Origin of the sequence: Poseidonibacter lekithochrous (genome assembly GCF_013283835.1) — a bacterium.
In the GTDB taxonomy this organism is placed as follows: domain Bacteria; phylum Campylobacterota; class Campylobacteria; order Campylobacterales; family Arcobacteraceae; genus Poseidonibacter; species Poseidonibacter lekithochrous.
This window is the reverse complement of the sequence record NZ_CP054052.1, coordinates 661,792-676,475: the sequence shown is the minus strand read 5'-3', so window position 1 is coordinate 676,475 and position 14,684 is coordinate 661,792. Positions and strand designations below refer to the sequence as shown.

Annotated in this window: 15 protein-coding genes; 1 reads left to right on the top strand and 14 read right to left on the bottom strand. The window is 27.6% G+C overall.

Annotated features, from left to right (window positions below):
• Positions 1–7: 7 nt before the first annotated feature.
• From ALEK_RS03295 to ALEK_RS03265, 7 genes are all read right to left on the bottom strand, one after another.
• Positions 8–1,135 carry an efflux RND transporter periplasmic adaptor subunit gene (locus tag ALEK_RS03295; RefSeq protein WP_071626241.1) on the bottom strand — a complete coding sequence of 376 codons (1,128 nt, stop codon included), beginning with the start codon at positions 1,133–1,135 and terminating at the stop codon, positions 8–10.
• A gap of 74 nt (positions 1,136–1,209) precedes the next feature.
• Positions 1,210–1,659 carry a hypothetical protein gene (locus ALEK_RS03290; RefSeq protein WP_071626242.1) on the bottom strand — a complete coding sequence of 150 codons (450 nt, stop codon included), beginning with the start codon at positions 1,657–1,659 and terminating at the stop codon, positions 1,210–1,212.
• Positions 1,649–1,978, bottom strand: coding sequence for a hypothetical protein (locus ALEK_RS03285; protein WP_071626243.1), 330 nt, complete (start codon positions 1,976–1,978; stop codon positions 1,649–1,651). Before ALEK_RS03285 ends, ALEK_RS03290 begins: the two co-directional genes overlap by 11 nt.
• A 38-nt stretch (positions 1,979–2,016) precedes the next feature.
• Entirely contained in the window at positions 2,017–2,400 is a 384-nt protein-coding gene (locus tag ALEK_RS03280) for a hypothetical protein (protein ID WP_071626244.1), read from the bottom strand.
• A 5-nt stretch (positions 2,401–2,405) separates the two neighbouring features.
• A complete protein-coding gene (locus ALEK_RS03275; RefSeq protein WP_071626245.1) occupies positions 2,406–2,852 on the bottom strand; it encodes a hypothetical protein in 447 nt (148 codons plus the stop codon).
• A 69-nt stretch (positions 2,853–2,921) separates the two neighbouring features.
• Positions 2,922–4,217 (bottom strand): sensor histidine kinase, encoded by a 1,296-nt coding sequence (locus ALEK_RS03270; protein WP_071626246.1) that lies wholly within the window; start codon positions 4,215–4,217, stop codon positions 2,922–2,924.
• Between the two features lie 2 nt (positions 4,218–4,219).
• Positions 4,220–4,900 carry a response regulator transcription factor gene (locus ALEK_RS03265; protein WP_071626247.1) on the bottom strand — a complete coding sequence of 227 codons (681 nt, stop codon included), beginning with the start codon at positions 4,898–4,900 and terminating at the stop codon, positions 4,220–4,222.
• Positions 4,901–4,997: 97 nt separating this feature from the next.
• Between ALEK_RS03265 and ALEK_RS03260 the strand changes: the two genes are divergently transcribed.
• On the top strand, positions 4,998–5,357 hold the full coding sequence (locus ALEK_RS03260) for a hypothetical protein (RefSeq protein WP_071626248.1): 360 nt from the start codon (positions 4,998–5,000) through the stop codon (positions 5,355–5,357).
• 98 nt (positions 5,358–5,455) lie between these two features.
• Here the strand turns inward: ALEK_RS03260 and ALEK_RS03255 are convergent, their stop codons facing one another.
• The 7 genes from ALEK_RS03255 to leuS are packed head-to-tail and all read right to left on the bottom strand — an operon-like array spanning position 5,456 to position 14,683.
• Positions 5,456–7,069 (bottom strand): cation:proton antiporter, encoded by a 1,614-nt coding sequence (locus ALEK_RS03255; RefSeq protein WP_071626249.1) that lies wholly within the window; start codon positions 7,067–7,069, stop codon positions 5,456–5,458.
• A 10-nt stretch (positions 7,070–7,079) separates the two neighbouring features.
• Complete coding sequence (locus tag ALEK_RS03250) at positions 7,080–9,242, bottom strand: DEAD/DEAH box helicase (RefSeq protein ID WP_071626250.1); 2,163 nt, start codon at positions 9,240–9,242, stop codon at positions 7,080–7,082.
• A complete protein-coding gene (locus ALEK_RS03245) occupies positions 9,229–9,663 on the bottom strand; it encodes a bactofilin family protein (RefSeq protein WP_071626251.1) in 435 nt (144 codons plus the stop codon). The genes ALEK_RS03250 and ALEK_RS03245 overlap by 14 nt, the downstream gene beginning before the upstream one ends.
• On the bottom strand, positions 9,609–10,511 hold the full coding sequence (locus ALEK_RS03240) for a M23 family metallopeptidase (RefSeq protein ID WP_071626252.1): 903 nt from the start codon (positions 10,509–10,511) through the stop codon (positions 9,609–9,611). Before ALEK_RS03240 ends, ALEK_RS03245 begins: the two co-directional genes overlap by 55 nt.
• Complete coding sequence (locus tag ALEK_RS03235) at positions 10,501–11,670, bottom strand: folylpolyglutamate synthase/dihydrofolate synthase family protein (RefSeq protein WP_071626253.1); 1,170 nt, start codon at positions 11,668–11,670, stop codon at positions 10,501–10,503. The genes ALEK_RS03240 and ALEK_RS03235 overlap by 11 nt, the downstream gene beginning before the upstream one ends.
• A 5-nt stretch (positions 11,671–11,675) precedes the next feature.
• Positions 11,676–12,212 (bottom strand): LPS assembly lipoprotein LptE, encoded by a 537-nt coding sequence (gene lptE / locus ALEK_RS03230; protein ID WP_228146266.1) that lies wholly within the window; start codon positions 12,210–12,212, stop codon positions 11,676–11,678.
• A gap of 5 nt (positions 12,213–12,217) precedes the next feature.
• The gene (gene leuS, locus ALEK_RS03225; protein WP_071626254.1) at positions 12,218–14,683 is read right to left on the bottom strand and encodes a leucine--tRNA ligase; all 2,466 of its coding nucleotides are present in this window, start codon (positions 14,681–14,683) and stop codon (positions 12,218–12,220) included.
• Position 14,684: the final 1 nt, after the last annotated feature.

Genomic DNA, 14,684 nt, shown 5'->3' with positions numbered 1-14,684 from the left:
TTTTTTCCTATTTACTTATTGGATTAGATACTTCTAAAGCATTAACCTCTTGATTTTCTTGAAGTCTATTAATAGCACTTACAACAACTCTATCTCCATCTTTAAGACCTGATTTAATAATCGCTAATTCTTTATTAGAATATTCAACCTCAACTTGTTTTTTCACAATTTTATTATTCTCATCTACAGCTAATACATAAGAGCCTAATTGATTTTGAGCTAGGTTATTTGGATTTACAGCAATTACTGGGATTTTATCAGTTACAAAAAGTTTGATATTTACAAAAGTCCCAGGGAATAATGAATTATTATGGTTATCTATTTTTGCTCTCATTAATACTGTACCTGTTGTTTCATTTGTTACATTATCAATAAAATCAACTTTTCCATTTAGGCTTAAATTCTGATCTTCAACATTTTCAGGTAAAACTCTTACCTTTGGAAACTCTTCTGATTTATATCTATTTAGAATAAACACTTCTGAGCTACTTGGGTTAAAGTTTACATATAAATCTTTTGTTTGTACTACCTCAGCTAATTTATCACTTGAAGTAATAATATTTCCAATATCAACTAAAGATTTACCAATTTTTCCATCTATTGTAGCTTTTACAATAGAGTATTCAACATCAAGTTTTGCTTCTTTTACTGCTGATTTATCTGCTTTTACAACAGCATTATATTCCCCAAGTCTTGCTTTTAATTCATCAAGTTTTTCCCTTGGAGCTAAACCTTTTTGAACAAGTGGTTCATATCTTCGTAAATTTGCAAGGGCTAGTCTTTGAGATGATTCATCTTTGTTTAATGTTGCTAACTTTTGTGCTAAAACTGCTTTATATTGTCTATCATCTATTTTAAAAAGAGTATCGCCTTTTTTTACACTTTGACCTGCTGTAAAAAACAACTCTTTTAATTCTCCATTTACTCTTGAAGTAATAGCTACTTTTTTTAAAGCCTCAGTTTTACCAGAAAAATCAACCCACACAGGATATGTTTGTTTTTTTATAGTATGTACATTTACATCTACTTTTTTAATCTCTTTTTTTACAACTTTTTCTTCTGTTTTTTTATCATTACATCCAGTGAATAAAAATAAAACTGATAAAAAAAGAATTGCTAATTTTTTTAAATGCATGCTTTTCCTTTTGTGATAGATATTTATTAAATAATTATTTTATAATTATATCTAATAATAATGTGGTTTTAGTGTTAGTTATCGCATAGAACTTCAAACTGGAAAGTTAAGGCAGTATTACCAGAACTTATATTTGATCTTTTTTCATCTATAAAGATATAGATTCTATTATTTCTGTTATTTAATTTTACACCTTTTGAGATAAAAGTATCTAATTTTATTTTATGTACTCTATTTAATACTATATATATTTTAGAACTTCTAATATCCAAAATATTTACTGATTTTCTAACATCTTTTATTTTAAGGCGAATATCTTTTTTATTACTAAGATTTGAGATAATTGTAAACTCACCTATACTTTTAGGTTCTTCTTTTCTAAAGGCAATTGAACCTCTATTTTTTATTACAATACCACAAGAAGAATCAATATGATTTGTGAATTTTAAGGAGTTAGAATAAGTTCCAATAGCATGTAAATAAAAAGGAAAAAAGAGACATACCATTAATATTTTATTTTTCATCAATTTTTTTCCAATTAATTTTGTTTGTTAATTCTAAAGCTTTTATTTTTGATTCTAATTCAGCCACTTTTGCTTGTTTTTCTCTTAATTCTAAGTTATATAATCTATTACAATCTAACTTTTTTTGTTCTCCAAATCTATAGGTAAACTTCATACCAATAGTGGATATATCATTATCCACATTATCAAAACCATTTGAGTATTCACCTTCTAATTTATTCTTAGAAGACTCAACATAAGATTCAAATTCATAAGGGGCATCACTTGAGTTTTCACAAGTGATACCATCTGCTGTGGTTATTCTATTGGTATTACTCAAACAAAAAGTAGATATACATATTAAAAATATTATATACCTCACTTATTGTTCACCCAATATAAATAAGCCTTTGTACAAATCTTAGTTTTGAATATATCCTCTTTGGATTTAGGAATACTAACTGTGCAAACCTTATGTAACTCAAGAGTATTTTCTTTGTTTATCATCACAGGAACTTCCAGTGTTACTAATTGTTTTGTTTTTAATACATTCGTAAGACCTATATATTTTCCGTCTATTTCTAAATAATATTGTTGAGAATAAGCATTAAGGTTTTGTAAATGAATTTTTACAACTTTAATTTGTGTTGTACTTATACTATCAAGCTTATTGCTCACCCCTCCAAATATACTTGGAGTTTGAGAATGAGCAAACAAAAAAGAAGAAAAAAGAAGAAGAGATATTAAAACTATTTTTTTCATACTAACTAATTACAAGATACTTCTAAAGTTGTACTAACTCTTGCAGTCCCAGAGATTATAGAACTAGAATTTTGAGGAACAAAGGCATAAACCTCTTGTTTTTCATCATGTTTAATTGTTAAATCTTTTGGATTTTTCCAATTAATTTCTTCTAATTTACCCTTGTTTTTACCAATTTCAAAAAAACCATCTTTGTGTTTAATATTATCACTTGGGTTAATATTATTAAATGATATTTTTGCATTGCCTTTATTACTATTTGTTTTAACTGTAAATGATGCAGCATCAACACTAGTAGTATCATCAAAATTAATTGACCCATTTGATTTATCAATAATAATTCCACATACAGGAAGAACTTCTGTTTCAAAAGTCATTGTTTTTGCGTAAAGATTACTTGAATATAATAAACATAAAGCCAAGCTCGATTTAATAAAAAGTTTGTTTTCCATTTTACTCCTTTAGTAAGAAGTGATTTTAAATAAAAAAAGTTTCTTTTTGGTGTGAAGTAATTTTAAATCTTATTTATTGAAAATGATTTCAAAGTGAACATTATCATTCTTATTTTCAACTGATATACTTGCATTCATATTCTTTTCTAGAATCATTCTAGACATATATAAACCTAAACCTGTACCTTTATGTTTCTCTTTAGTAGTGAAATATGGTTCAAAAATTTTATCAATAATATTTTCATTAATTGACTCGCCATTATTTTGTACAACTATTTTTTTATCTGTAATTTCTATTTGAATATTAGCATTAGCTGTCTTATTGATAATTAAAGCATCTTTTGCATTTTGAATAAGATTTAGAATAACTTGGGATAACTCTTTTGGATATGATTTAATTTGAAAATCTTTTATTATTTTTACATCTAAATTAATATTATTTGACTTTAAAGTAGGAAGGATAATACTAATAGAGTTTTCAACAACAGAAGATACAAAAAAAGACTCTTTTTGTTTATCTTTTTTATAGAAGTTTGTAAAATCATCAATAGTACTAGACATATACTCTAGTTGTATTTGGCTTTCATCAAGTTTTTCTAATAAGTATTTTTCTTCTTTATAATTATCCATAATATGTATTTGCATATTCATTATAAAAGATGCAATTCTATTTAGAGGTTGTCTCCATTGATGTGAGATATTAGCTAACATTTCACCCATTGAAGCCAGTCTTGACTGATGTATTAACATTTTTTCTTTTTCATCTTTCTCTTTTTCTATAGTTTTTGTTCTAGCAAATAAAGCAAAAGATAAAATCACAGCTTCTAAAATATTTCCTAATTGATTTAGATAAATAAAATCAACTATTTCAATACCAAATATTCTTTTTAAATCTAAAAGTAATACTATTAAAAAGTTTAACCCCCATCCAATAATAAAATATATAGCAAGTTTAAAACCTTTTTTATACACATCCAAAGCTATTAATACTAAAGCTAAAAACATCATAGAATAAGGTATTAATATTATTAGATTAAAGCCACCTAAGCTATATAAAGCTAAAAGAAATACAACAGAAGAAAAAGCAATTCGTGTAATAATTGCATCTAAGTTTTTATAATATGAACTTAGATTCAAAAACTCTTTTGCAAATAAGAAGGAGAAGAATATAATTGCTACTACAAAAAAGATTACAAGGTCTGATTCAAAAAGTTTGTTTGTACTTAGAGATAAAAACACTACAAACAAATGCATAAGGAAGTAATATATATAAGCTCTTTGTTTATAATAAACAAAAGCTAAAATATTAAAAAGAAGTATTATAGAAAATACTCCTAAATAAAAACCTAAAAATAAATCACTCATAATTAATCTTTTATTATATTAATATTGTAACCCAAACCAGAAACATTAGAAATAAACTCTTTATTTATTTTAGTTCTTATTGATTTTACTAATAACTTAATAGCATTTTTTGATGTTGCAAAATCATATACATTTGTTTCTATTGATTCATAAGAAGTAGGAGCTGGATAGTTTTTTAGTAATAAATCTAATAATGCTCTTTCGTTTTTTGATAGTGATACAATTTCATTAGAGACAACTAATTCTTTTGTATAAATATCATAGAAAGTATCTTCTGAAAAATATTTTTTAGTAATAACCTCTTCTTCAAGAAATTTATCACATTCACTAAGTGCATCATTTAATTTCACTAAAGATATAGGTTTTACTATATATTTTATTAGATGTAAATTTACAGCTTCTAATAAATACTCTTGAGAAGTATATGCTGTTGTAATTATAATTTGTGTTGAGGAAGATTGTTTTCTGATTTTTTTTGCCATGTCTAAACCATTTAAATTTGGCATTTCAATATCTGTAATTATAATATCAGGATTATGTATCTCAAACTTTTCAAGACCTTCTTTTCCATCACATGCTACAAAAAGTTCTTTACATTTTCTTTTAAGATAAGAACTAATATTTTCTCTAGTGATTTCATCATCTTCAATATATAAAATTGTACTATTTTTTAATTTTTCCATAAATTATTATAACTAAATTTATACAAACAAAAACATTCCACACTAGCTTCACACTTTTTATTTCTAGAATAACACTATAAAAAACAAGGAGTTAACAATGACAATTAATCCAATAAATATGAATTCATACAATTTCAACAATTATGTACAAAAAACAAAAAGTGAAAATATGGAAGAGAAAATAGAAGAACCAAAAGAGATATTTAAAGAAAGAGAAATTTCAAAAGAGGAAGCAATCTTATTAATGTATCAATATAAATCAACACAAACAATGAAAGAACAAATAGATATATATTATGAATCACAAAATGAAACTCAAATTGAAGAAATAGAATTGCAAGAGATTAGAGATATGAACAAACTTTTAAATAGAGCAGAATTACTTAAACATTATGATGAACAAAACAGACTCTCAAAAGTAGATGAGAAAGAGTTAGAGCTAGAACTTTGGGCATAAATACCTATGCCCTTATTTATAATAATACTTCAACTCTTATCCCATAAATTAGAACTTATATTAAAAACTGTTTCCTAATCTTTAAAAAGCCTAAGTTCCTAATCTAATCTACAATACATAACTTCATCAACAACAGATTTTGCTATTTGATTTGTTTCTACAATTATATGTTCTAAGTGAAGACCTTCTAATGTAGATTTTTCTGCTTCACTTGTAACTGTTACAATAGTTTTTGTATTGTGAGTTAATTCATCTACTGCTTCACAAATAATATGTAAAGCATCAGGGTTATTCACCGCAACTATAACAGCTGAAGATTGTTTAATATTTACAGAGTTTAATATATGTTTATGGGCAGCATTTCCAAATACAATAGGTTCATTTCTATCTTGTCCTAATTGGAAAAACTTAATATTATGCTCAATAATTACATACTTCTGACCAAACACTTTAAGCTCTTCTACAATTGCTTGTCCAAATCTACCATAACCAAGTACAACAACATGGTTTTCAGTATCAGGATTTACATTATGAGCATTACAAACCATCATAATATCTTCTGGAACTAAAGCCGCCGCTGCTTTTGATAAGTTCTTTAGAATAATTGGTGTTAATACCATTGAAATTACAATAGTTACAATTAAAATTTGTGAGTATGTAGGATCTACTAAATCTTGAGATCTTGCAAGCTCTAAAATTGCTAGTGAAAACTCACCAATTTGAATTAAAGATACAGCTGTTTTAAATGCAACTCTTTTATTATCATCAATTCTAACTAAGCTATAAATGATTAAGTATTTTATTCCCATTAAAACTGGTAATAAAAGTAAAATAATCCAAATATAATCAGCAATAATCGTAAAGTTAATTTGCATACCAACAGTAATAAAGAACACCCCTAATAGAATATTTCTAAAAGGAATAAGGTCAGCTTCAACTTGATGTTTAAACTTAGTCTCAGAAATCATCATACCGGCTATAAAAGCTCCAAGAGAGTAAGAGAATCCAAAGTAATGTGCCACATAAGATGAACCAATTGCTAATAATAATACAGAAGCTACAAATAACTCATCAGACTCAGTTCCTGATACATGATTTAAAAATGGTTCTAATAGATATTTCCCACAAACATATAACAGACCTAATAAAATAGCTGCTGCAATTGTTGTTTCAAAAATCATATAAGCAACACTTTGATCTTCATTCATATTAAAAAATGAAATCATTAAAAGAATAGGAATAACTGCAATATCTTGCATAATTAATATTCCTAGAACTCTTTTTCCATAAGGTTTATTTATCTCTTTTGTTTCATTAAAAGTTTTTAATACAATTGCAGTTGAAGATAATGATAAAGCAGCACCAATAACTAATGAACTTTTAACATCGAAATCTAAAACAAATAAACATACTGTAAATACAAATACTGTAGTTACTAATATTTGTAAGGAGCCAGTAAAAAATACTTCTCTTTTCATCTTTTTTAAATGTTCAATTGAAAATTCTAATCCAATTGTAAACATCAGAAAAACAACCCCAAACTCTGCTATTTCCTTTAGATCATGATTATTCACAGCATCATGTAATCCAAAAGTGTAAGCTATTATAGTACCTGTAAAGATATATCCAATAATAGTTGGTAAATGAAATTTTTTTAGTATTAAATTAACAATCAATGCAATTGTGATTGTTGCAACAATAACTCCTAACATCTAGGTCTCCTTATTTATAGTGCATTTGCTTATAACCTTCTAGTCTTTTCTTATAAGCAGAATTTAACATCGCATTTTTTGAATCTAAGAAATCTATTGCTAAACATTCTTGATTACCTCTTCCTATTCGTCCAAGATATTGAACTAAACGTCCATAATAAGAAATAGGAGTAGCAAACAAAATAGTATTTAAATGAGGGAAGTCAATTCCTTCACCAAAATATGAAGTAGTTGCTAAAATTAAAGATTTAGATTTTACTAAATTCATATTTTCTACTTGCTCTTTTTTGTTCATACTTCCATGAATTGCAACAAAATCAATATTTTCTTCAGACAAGATATGCTGTAAGATATTAATATGCTCTATTCTATCTGTTAAAACTAAAATTTTCCTATTTATATTTGCTTTAATTTGACTAATTATTAAATTATTCCTATTTTCATCTACACATAGCTCATTTATGATTGTAGCGTAGTTATCAGCGTCACTTATAAAGTCAGTTCTTACTATTTGTAATTTATTATTATGTGTTCTTTTCTTCTTATATTCATAAGCAATATCACCTAATTGTTGATATAAAATTGGTTGTAAACCATCTTTTCTATTTGGTGTTGCACTAAGACCTAAAAGATATCTTCCTTTAAAGCCTTTAATAATCTGCTCAAAAGTAACAGCAGGAATATGATGACACTCATCTACAATTACAAAAGAGTAATTGTCTACAAGTTCAGGAGCATTTTTCAAACTCTGCATTGTAGCTACATCAATATCACCATTTAATTTATTTTTACCTTTTCCAAGATATCCAATATCTTTTTTGTCATATCCAAAATAGTCTACAAATCGCTCTATCCATTGATTTAAAAGCATATTTTTATTTACAACTATTAAAGTACTGCAAGCTCTAATCTCAAACATTTTTGCACCAAGGAGCGTTTTACCAAACCCAGGAGGTGCAACACAAATTGAGAAATCACTTTTACAAATACCTTTTATTGCATCTTCTTGTTCTGGTCTTAGAGTAAATTTCACTTCTTTTGTAAATACGCTTGCATGGTGTCTTTTATCTTCATATGTAAACTTCACTGCATTTTCATTAAAGAAGTCTTTTACTTTAGTGTATAAGCCTCTAGGAAGCATTAAATGCTTTTCATCTTCTTCATATCCATGAATCATTCTAGGAGTATTATAAAGTGGCTTACGCAGTCCTAATAAGACTTTAATTTGAGGATTCTCAAAAGAAGCAAAAGATTTTAGTTTATTAATTAAAGATTTTGATAATTGCGCTGTTGGAATATATATATAATCATACATTAGCATTTTAATTTCATGTGTAGGAAAATTAACATTTCCGAAATCTTTTTCATCATTATTAGATTCTGATACTTGTGAAAACTTATGTACTATCTCTTTTGAAATTTTTTGAACTTGATTTAATACAGTCCATTGGTCTTCATAAATTTTATTTGTATTAGCATCAATAAATACTGTTTTATTTTTATCTCTATTTTTTAAATGAAGAGGTAGTTCAATATTATTTCCTAAACTTGCCCTCGTTGCAAACTCTTGATTAGGGAATACTTTTCCATGAACATTAGCTTTTTTTAAAATAAATTGTGCAAAGTTAAATACAATTTTCGAAGATATTTCTTCTTCTAAAAACAACCAAACAATTAAAGAATTATATGAGTTCAATTCATAATAAGCACGAATATTTAAAGCATTAAGAGCTATTTGTAATTTGAATTTATCTTCATCTAAAATCTCATAAGCTATAAACTTTGATTGATTTTCATTATTTATACAATAAGTTGCAAGATGAATTAAACCTCTTAAGTGAGATTCTATTTCTTTATTAGTTAAAGGAATATAATCTTCTCCCCTAAAAGTTCTAGTAACGGGATAAAAACCTTGTTTATTTCCATCTTTACTTATCCATTTTTTAGCATATACATCATTTCGTGCGATAAATAGGGATTTGAAAATATTAATTTTTTCATCTTTTAAGAATGTAGTTTTTACTTGTTTAGGTTTTTCTTGCGTAGTTATTTCTTGTTTTTCTTTATTATTAAAAGTGGCTTCTTGAATTTGAAGCTCTAAACTCTTTATCTCATCTTCGATTTGTTCTTTTTGAGTATAAAGAGCTTTTAGTTTATTCTTAAGATCTATCATGAGCGATTGCAGGACCTAATACAATATTGTTAATTTTTTGCTCAATTTCATTGTATCTGCTTTTTAGTTCAGAATTTTTTCTAATACCTCTACCTTCAAATTTACCTTTTGGGTCTATAATTAGTTCGTTGTATCTCATCTCACCAATTACTTTACCATCTTCTAAAATTTGAACTTCGTTACAATCTATTTTTCCATCAAATAAACCGTTAACAATTAAGTTATTAGCTTTAATGTCACCAATTACTTCTCCACTCTCACCAATAGAAATAACGTCAGCTTCAAGAATAACACCTTCAAACTTTCCATCAATGTGAACAGTGCCTTTAGTGCTAATTCCACCAATTATACAAGTACCAGCAGCAACTACTGTTGCCCCATTTGATGCTGATCCTTTATTTGATTTATTAAAGACTCCCATTCCACTCTCCTCTCTTTTTTAAAGATGTAATTATAATTTTTTAAATCCCATTTTATAAAGTTTCTAGGATTTAGCACTTTTGTTGCATATCTTACTTCATAATGAACATGAGGTCCAGAACTTCGACCAGAGTTACCACTAAGACCAATAATTTGACCTTTTTTGATAACACTTCCTACTTTAACAAGAGTTTTATTCATATGTGCAAATACTGTTTGAAACCCAAAGTTATGAGATAGTCTTACAACTCTACCATAAGCTCCTACATTTTTAGATTGTACATACTCAACGACTCCATCGGCAGTCGCTCTAATTGGAGTTTTTCTTTTCGTAGGGATATCTAAACCTCTATGAAATTGTCTTTTTTTAGTAATTGGGTTAATTCTATATCCAAATCCTGAAGAGACTCTAATCTTAGCAATTGGTTTCCCATTTGGAATAACTCTTAGAGTATATTTTTTAAGATCTAAATTAACATTTTTTAATGTCTTTTTACTAATCTCTTCAGCCGTTGCATCTTTTCCCACTCCAATAATAGTATGAATTTCATCAAGTTTTGAACTTAATTCTTCAATATCTTGAACTTTACTTTTTATTTGAACTGAATAAAATTTATTTTGAGCTACAAGTTTTTCTTCTTTTTCGGCAAGAAGTTTTAATTGCGCTTTTTTATCTTCTTGAGCTTCATCTATTTCACCATTTAAATAAGAAATAAATAAGAAACTTCCCCCTAGAACCATTACAATTAATATTATTGCAATTAGTAAAATCTTTTTTACAAATTGATGTAAATTATATGATTTTGTACCCTTTACATCAGAGATTGTAATTATTAGTCTATTTCTCATTGAACCCAATCAAAGCCAAAAATTTCTCAACAACTAAAAATGAACCGAATACTAAATATTCTTCATTTTCATCTATATTGATTACAGGCTCGTTTATTATATTTAATTCTTTTATAATTTTCAATAAATTATTTTTATCAACCATTCTATTATCGTTAATATCTATAATAATTATTTTATTAATTATTGGTTTTAATATTTTTAGAACTTCTTCATAATCTTTATCAGCATAAGAGTTATATATTAAAGTAATTTTTTTATTTTCAAACTCTTTTAATAAAACTTTTGCAGCAAGTGGGTTATGTCCCACATCTATTGTAATATTATCTGCAATTTTTTGACATCTACCAAATAAGTCCACATCATCAAAAATACTTAAATCAACACTTAATTTCAATTCATCTAAACAAGCAATTACTAAATGTAAATTTCGTTTTAAATATGAAGCAAATTTTTTATTTAATTCATACTTTTCAAACTCTTCTACAATTTGTATTTCTATATCTAGATTTCTTTCATCTTTTAATTGTCTTTTTACTTCATAAGCTGAATCTTTTACACTCTCATGCAATTGGAAACCTACTAACATTTTCTTATCAACAGATCTCATTTTTGTTTGAGCAATTGCTTCTACTGTATTTCCTAAAAAGCTTTGGTGGTCTAAATCAATAGTAGTAATTAATGATAAATCACTTGGCACTACATTTGTAGCATCAAACTCTCCACCAAGACCAGCTTCTAGTACTAAATATTCGCAATCTTTTGATAGATAAATAGCTAAAAGAGTTGTATATTCAAAATAAGTTAGTTTTTGAAGTAACTCTATTGGATAAATTTCTTGTAAAAATCTATGTGCATCTTCAAGAGTTTCATCACTTACATCAGAGCCATTAATCCAAATTCTTTCATTAAACTTTACAATATGAGGTGAACTATAATGTAATACTTTATGATTTGTTTTATTTAAATAATGAGATAAGAATCTACCTGTACTTCCTTTGCCATTAGTTCCAACAATATGAATAATATAAGGTAGTTTGATTTTTTTTGATAGTATCTGCCAAGATGATTCTACTATTGTAAAATCTATCTTGTCATAATATAAAGTTTTGTATTCTAAGAACTCTACTAGTGTAGCTTTTTTTAAATCCCTAGTCATTTAAACTATTCTTGAAATGATTGAACAGCAACTTTTGATAAGAATTCATCTAAAGCATCATCAGCGGCATTTTTAATAGCCTCAAATCTTTTAGTATCAGTAATTGTAGTACCATCATCAATAGAGAAGTTATTTTCACCCTCTAAAGAGATTTTTTTTGTATCACCATCTTTTTTTGTATACTCAATGGCAACTTTTACTAAAGCTCTATAAAGTTTGTTATATCCATCTTTATCGTATTGTAATTCTTGCATATTAACAGAGTCAATTTTAACTTTCATAACTGTATCTGCTAAATCTTCGTCAAATACTAGATTTCTATTTAACTTTTGTATTAATACTTGGTTTAAAGCATCTTTTACTAATACAGCATTTCTAGGGTCTTTTAAATCAACAAAAAGTTTTACAAATACTTTTCCTGATAACTCTTTTTTAGCATAATAAGATGATGGTTTATAACCACACCCACTTAATACTAATGAAACAGATGCAAAAGTGAAAAGTACGAATAATACTTTTCTAAAAACATTCATACTTTTCATCTTTATTATCCTTTTACCACTAAGTTTACTAATTTATTTGGAACAACGATTTCTTTGATGATTTCTTTTCCATCAATCCATTTTCCAGAGTTTTCTTTTGCAACTACAAGAATTTCTTCTTTAGTAGCACTTGGAGCTACTTCGATTTCACCTCTTTTTTTACCATTAATAGTAATAGCTATAAGAACTGAATCTAATTGGAATACTTCTTCTTTTACTTCAATTGAAGAATCAAAGTTTTCTCTTCCAAATAATCCATTTGCTAAATCCCAACAAGCATGAGGAATAACAGGCTCTAAAATATTAGTTAAAATATAATAACCTTCTGCCCATACAGCTTCATTTTTTTGAGCTTGAAGTGCATTCATAGCTTCCATAGATGATGCAATTAATGTATTAAAAGCGTAAGTTTTATTGAATACATCATTTGATTTTTGTAATGCTTCATAAACTTTTCTTCTAGCTTCTTTTTCAGCTTTGTCTAAAGATGAGTGGTCAATATCTTTAAATGTATCAACACCAGCTTTAGTAACATTCTCAGCTCTTTCATAGAACTTTTTAATGAATTTAAATGAACCTTCAACAGCCGAGTCATTCCACTCTAATTCTTTTGTAGGAGGCGCAGCAAATAGAATAAACATTCTAGCTGTATCAGCACCATATTTTTCTACAATTAAATCAGGATCAACTACGTTCCCTTTAGATTTAGACATTTTTGCACCATCTTTAAGTACCATACCTTGAGTAAGTAATCTTTTGAATGGTTCTCTTGAATTAGTGTAACCTAAATCATTTAATACTTTTGTGAAGAATCTTGCATATAAAAGGTGTAAAATTGCATGTTCAATTCCACCAATATATTGATCAACATCCATCCAGTAATCAGTATCTGCTTTTGAAATACCTTCAGTATTCCATTTTTTAGGATTTGTAGCATATCTTAGGAAATACCAAGAAGATTGTACAAATGTATCTAAAGTATCAGTTTCTCTTCTTGCTGGTTTACCACATTTAGGACAAGCACATTTATTCCAAGATTCATGAGTATCTAGTGGGTTACCCTCACCTGTAATCTCAACATCTTCAGGTAATGCAATTGGTAAGTTCTCAGATTTTTCAGGAACTAATCCACAATCATCACAATGTACGAAAGGAAGAGGTGCTCCCCAATATCTTTGTCTTGAAACTCCCCAATCTCTTAGTTTGAAGTTTACTTGTTTTGCACCAATTGAGTTTTGCTCAAAGTGGTAAATAATAGCTTTTTTAGCTTTTGTATTTTTAAGTCCAGTAAAACTCTCAGAGTTGATTAATTCACCTTCACCTGTATAAGCTTCAGTAGGATTAGTCATTTCTCCTTCAGGAGTATTAATAACTTGTTTAATATTTAAACCGTATTGAGTAGCAAATTCAAAGTCTCTTTGATCGTGAGCTGGTACAGCCATTACTGCACCACCACCGTAAGATGCTAATACAAAGTTAGCAACCCATACTGGAATTTTTTCACCAGTTAATGGATGCATAACATCGATTTCTAAAGATACACCCTCTTTATCTTGAGTAGCTCTATCTCTCTCAGATACTTTTTGCATATCTTTGATAGCTTTGATTTTATTATCTGGTAAAAGTTTGTTATCAACAATATATTTTACAATTGGATGCTCTGGTGCTAATGCTGAATAAGAAACTCCATAAATTGTATCTGGTCTTGTTGTAAATACTTCGTATTTTGTGAAATGTCTGTCAAGTTTATATTTCGAATCTTTTGATAATTCAAATTTAAACTCTAAACCTTCACTTCTACCAATCCAATTTTCTTGCATTGTTAATACTTGAGATGGCCATTCACCCTCTAAAGATTTTAAATCATCAAGTAATTCTTGAGCATATTTAGTAATACCAATATAATATCCTGGCATCTCTTTTTGCTCAACTGGAGTATCACATCTCCAACAACAACCCTCTTCAACTTGCTCATTTGCAAGTACTGTATGACAAGGTTCACACCAATTTACAGTAGTTGATTTTCTATATAAAAGTCCTGCTTCGTACATTTTAATAATGAACTCTTGTTCCCACTTTGTATATAATTCATCAGAAGTTGCGAATTCTCTAGTTTCTGAAAATGAAAGACCTAAAGCACTTAGCTCATCTTTCATATAATCAATATTTTCATAAGTCCATTTCTTTGGATGTAACTTATGTTTGATAGCAGCATTTTCTGCTGGCATACCGAAACTATCCCAACCAATTGGGTGAAGAACATTAAAATCGGCTTTTCTAAAGAATCTAGCAAAAGCATCACCTAGACAGTAGTTTCTAACGTGTCCCATGTGGATTCTACCACTTGGATATGGAAACATACTTAAGATATATTTTTTGTCTTTGCTTTGGTCATCACTTGGTTCGAATGATTTATTTTCGCTCCAAAATTTTTGCCATTTTTGTTCTACTTGTTTTGAATTATAATCCATT

Coding starts and splice junctions, on each gene's coding strand:
- ALEK_RS03295 (WP_071626241.1), bottom strand. CDS start 1,135: ATGCATTTAAAAAAATTAGCAATTCTTTTTTTATCAGTTTTATTTTTA.
- ALEK_RS03290 (WP_071626242.1), bottom strand. CDS start 1,659: ATGAAAAATAAAATATTAATGGTATGTCTCTTTTTTCCTTTTTATTTA.
- ALEK_RS03280 (WP_071626244.1), bottom strand. CDS start 2,400: ATGAAAAAAATAGTTTTAATATCTCTTCTTCTTTTTTCTTCTTTTTTG.
- ALEK_RS03275 (WP_071626245.1), bottom strand. CDS start 2,852: ATGGAAAACAAACTTTTTATTAAATCGAGCTTGGCTTTATGTTTATTA.
- ALEK_RS03270 (WP_071626246.1), bottom strand. CDS start 4,217: ATGAGTGATTTATTTTTAGGTTTTTATTTAGGAGTATTTTCTATAATA.
- ALEK_RS03265 (WP_071626247.1), bottom strand. CDS start 4,900: ATGGAAAAATTAAAAAATAGTACAATTTTATATATTGAAGATGATGAA.
- ALEK_RS03260 (WP_071626248.1), top strand. CDS start 4,998: ATGACAATTAATCCAATAAATATGAATTCATACAATTTCAACAATTAT.
- ALEK_RS03255 (WP_071626249.1), bottom strand. CDS start 7,069: ATGTTAGGAGTTATTGTTGCAACAATCACAATTGCATTGATTGTTAAT.
- ALEK_RS03250 (WP_071626250.1), bottom strand. CDS start 9,242: ATGATAGATCTTAAGAATAAACTAAAAGCTCTTTATACTCAAAAAGAA.
- ALEK_RS03245 (WP_071626251.1), bottom strand. CDS start 9,663: ATGGGAGTCTTTAATAAATCAAATAAAGGATCAGCATCAAATGGGGCA.
- ALEK_RS03240 (WP_071626252.1), bottom strand. CDS start 10,511: ATGAGAAATAGACTAATAATTACAATCTCTGATGTAAAGGGTACAAAA.
- ALEK_RS03235 (WP_071626253.1), bottom strand. CDS start 11,670: ATGACTAGGGATTTAAAAAAAGCTACACTAGTAGAGTTCTTAGAATAC.
- lptE (WP_228146266.1), bottom strand. CDS start 12,212: ATGAAAAGTATGAATGTTTTTAGAAAAGTATTATTCGTACTTTTCACT.
- leuS (WP_071626254.1), bottom strand. CDS start 14,683: ATGGATTATAATTCAAAACAAGTAGAACAAAAATGGCAAAAATTTTGG.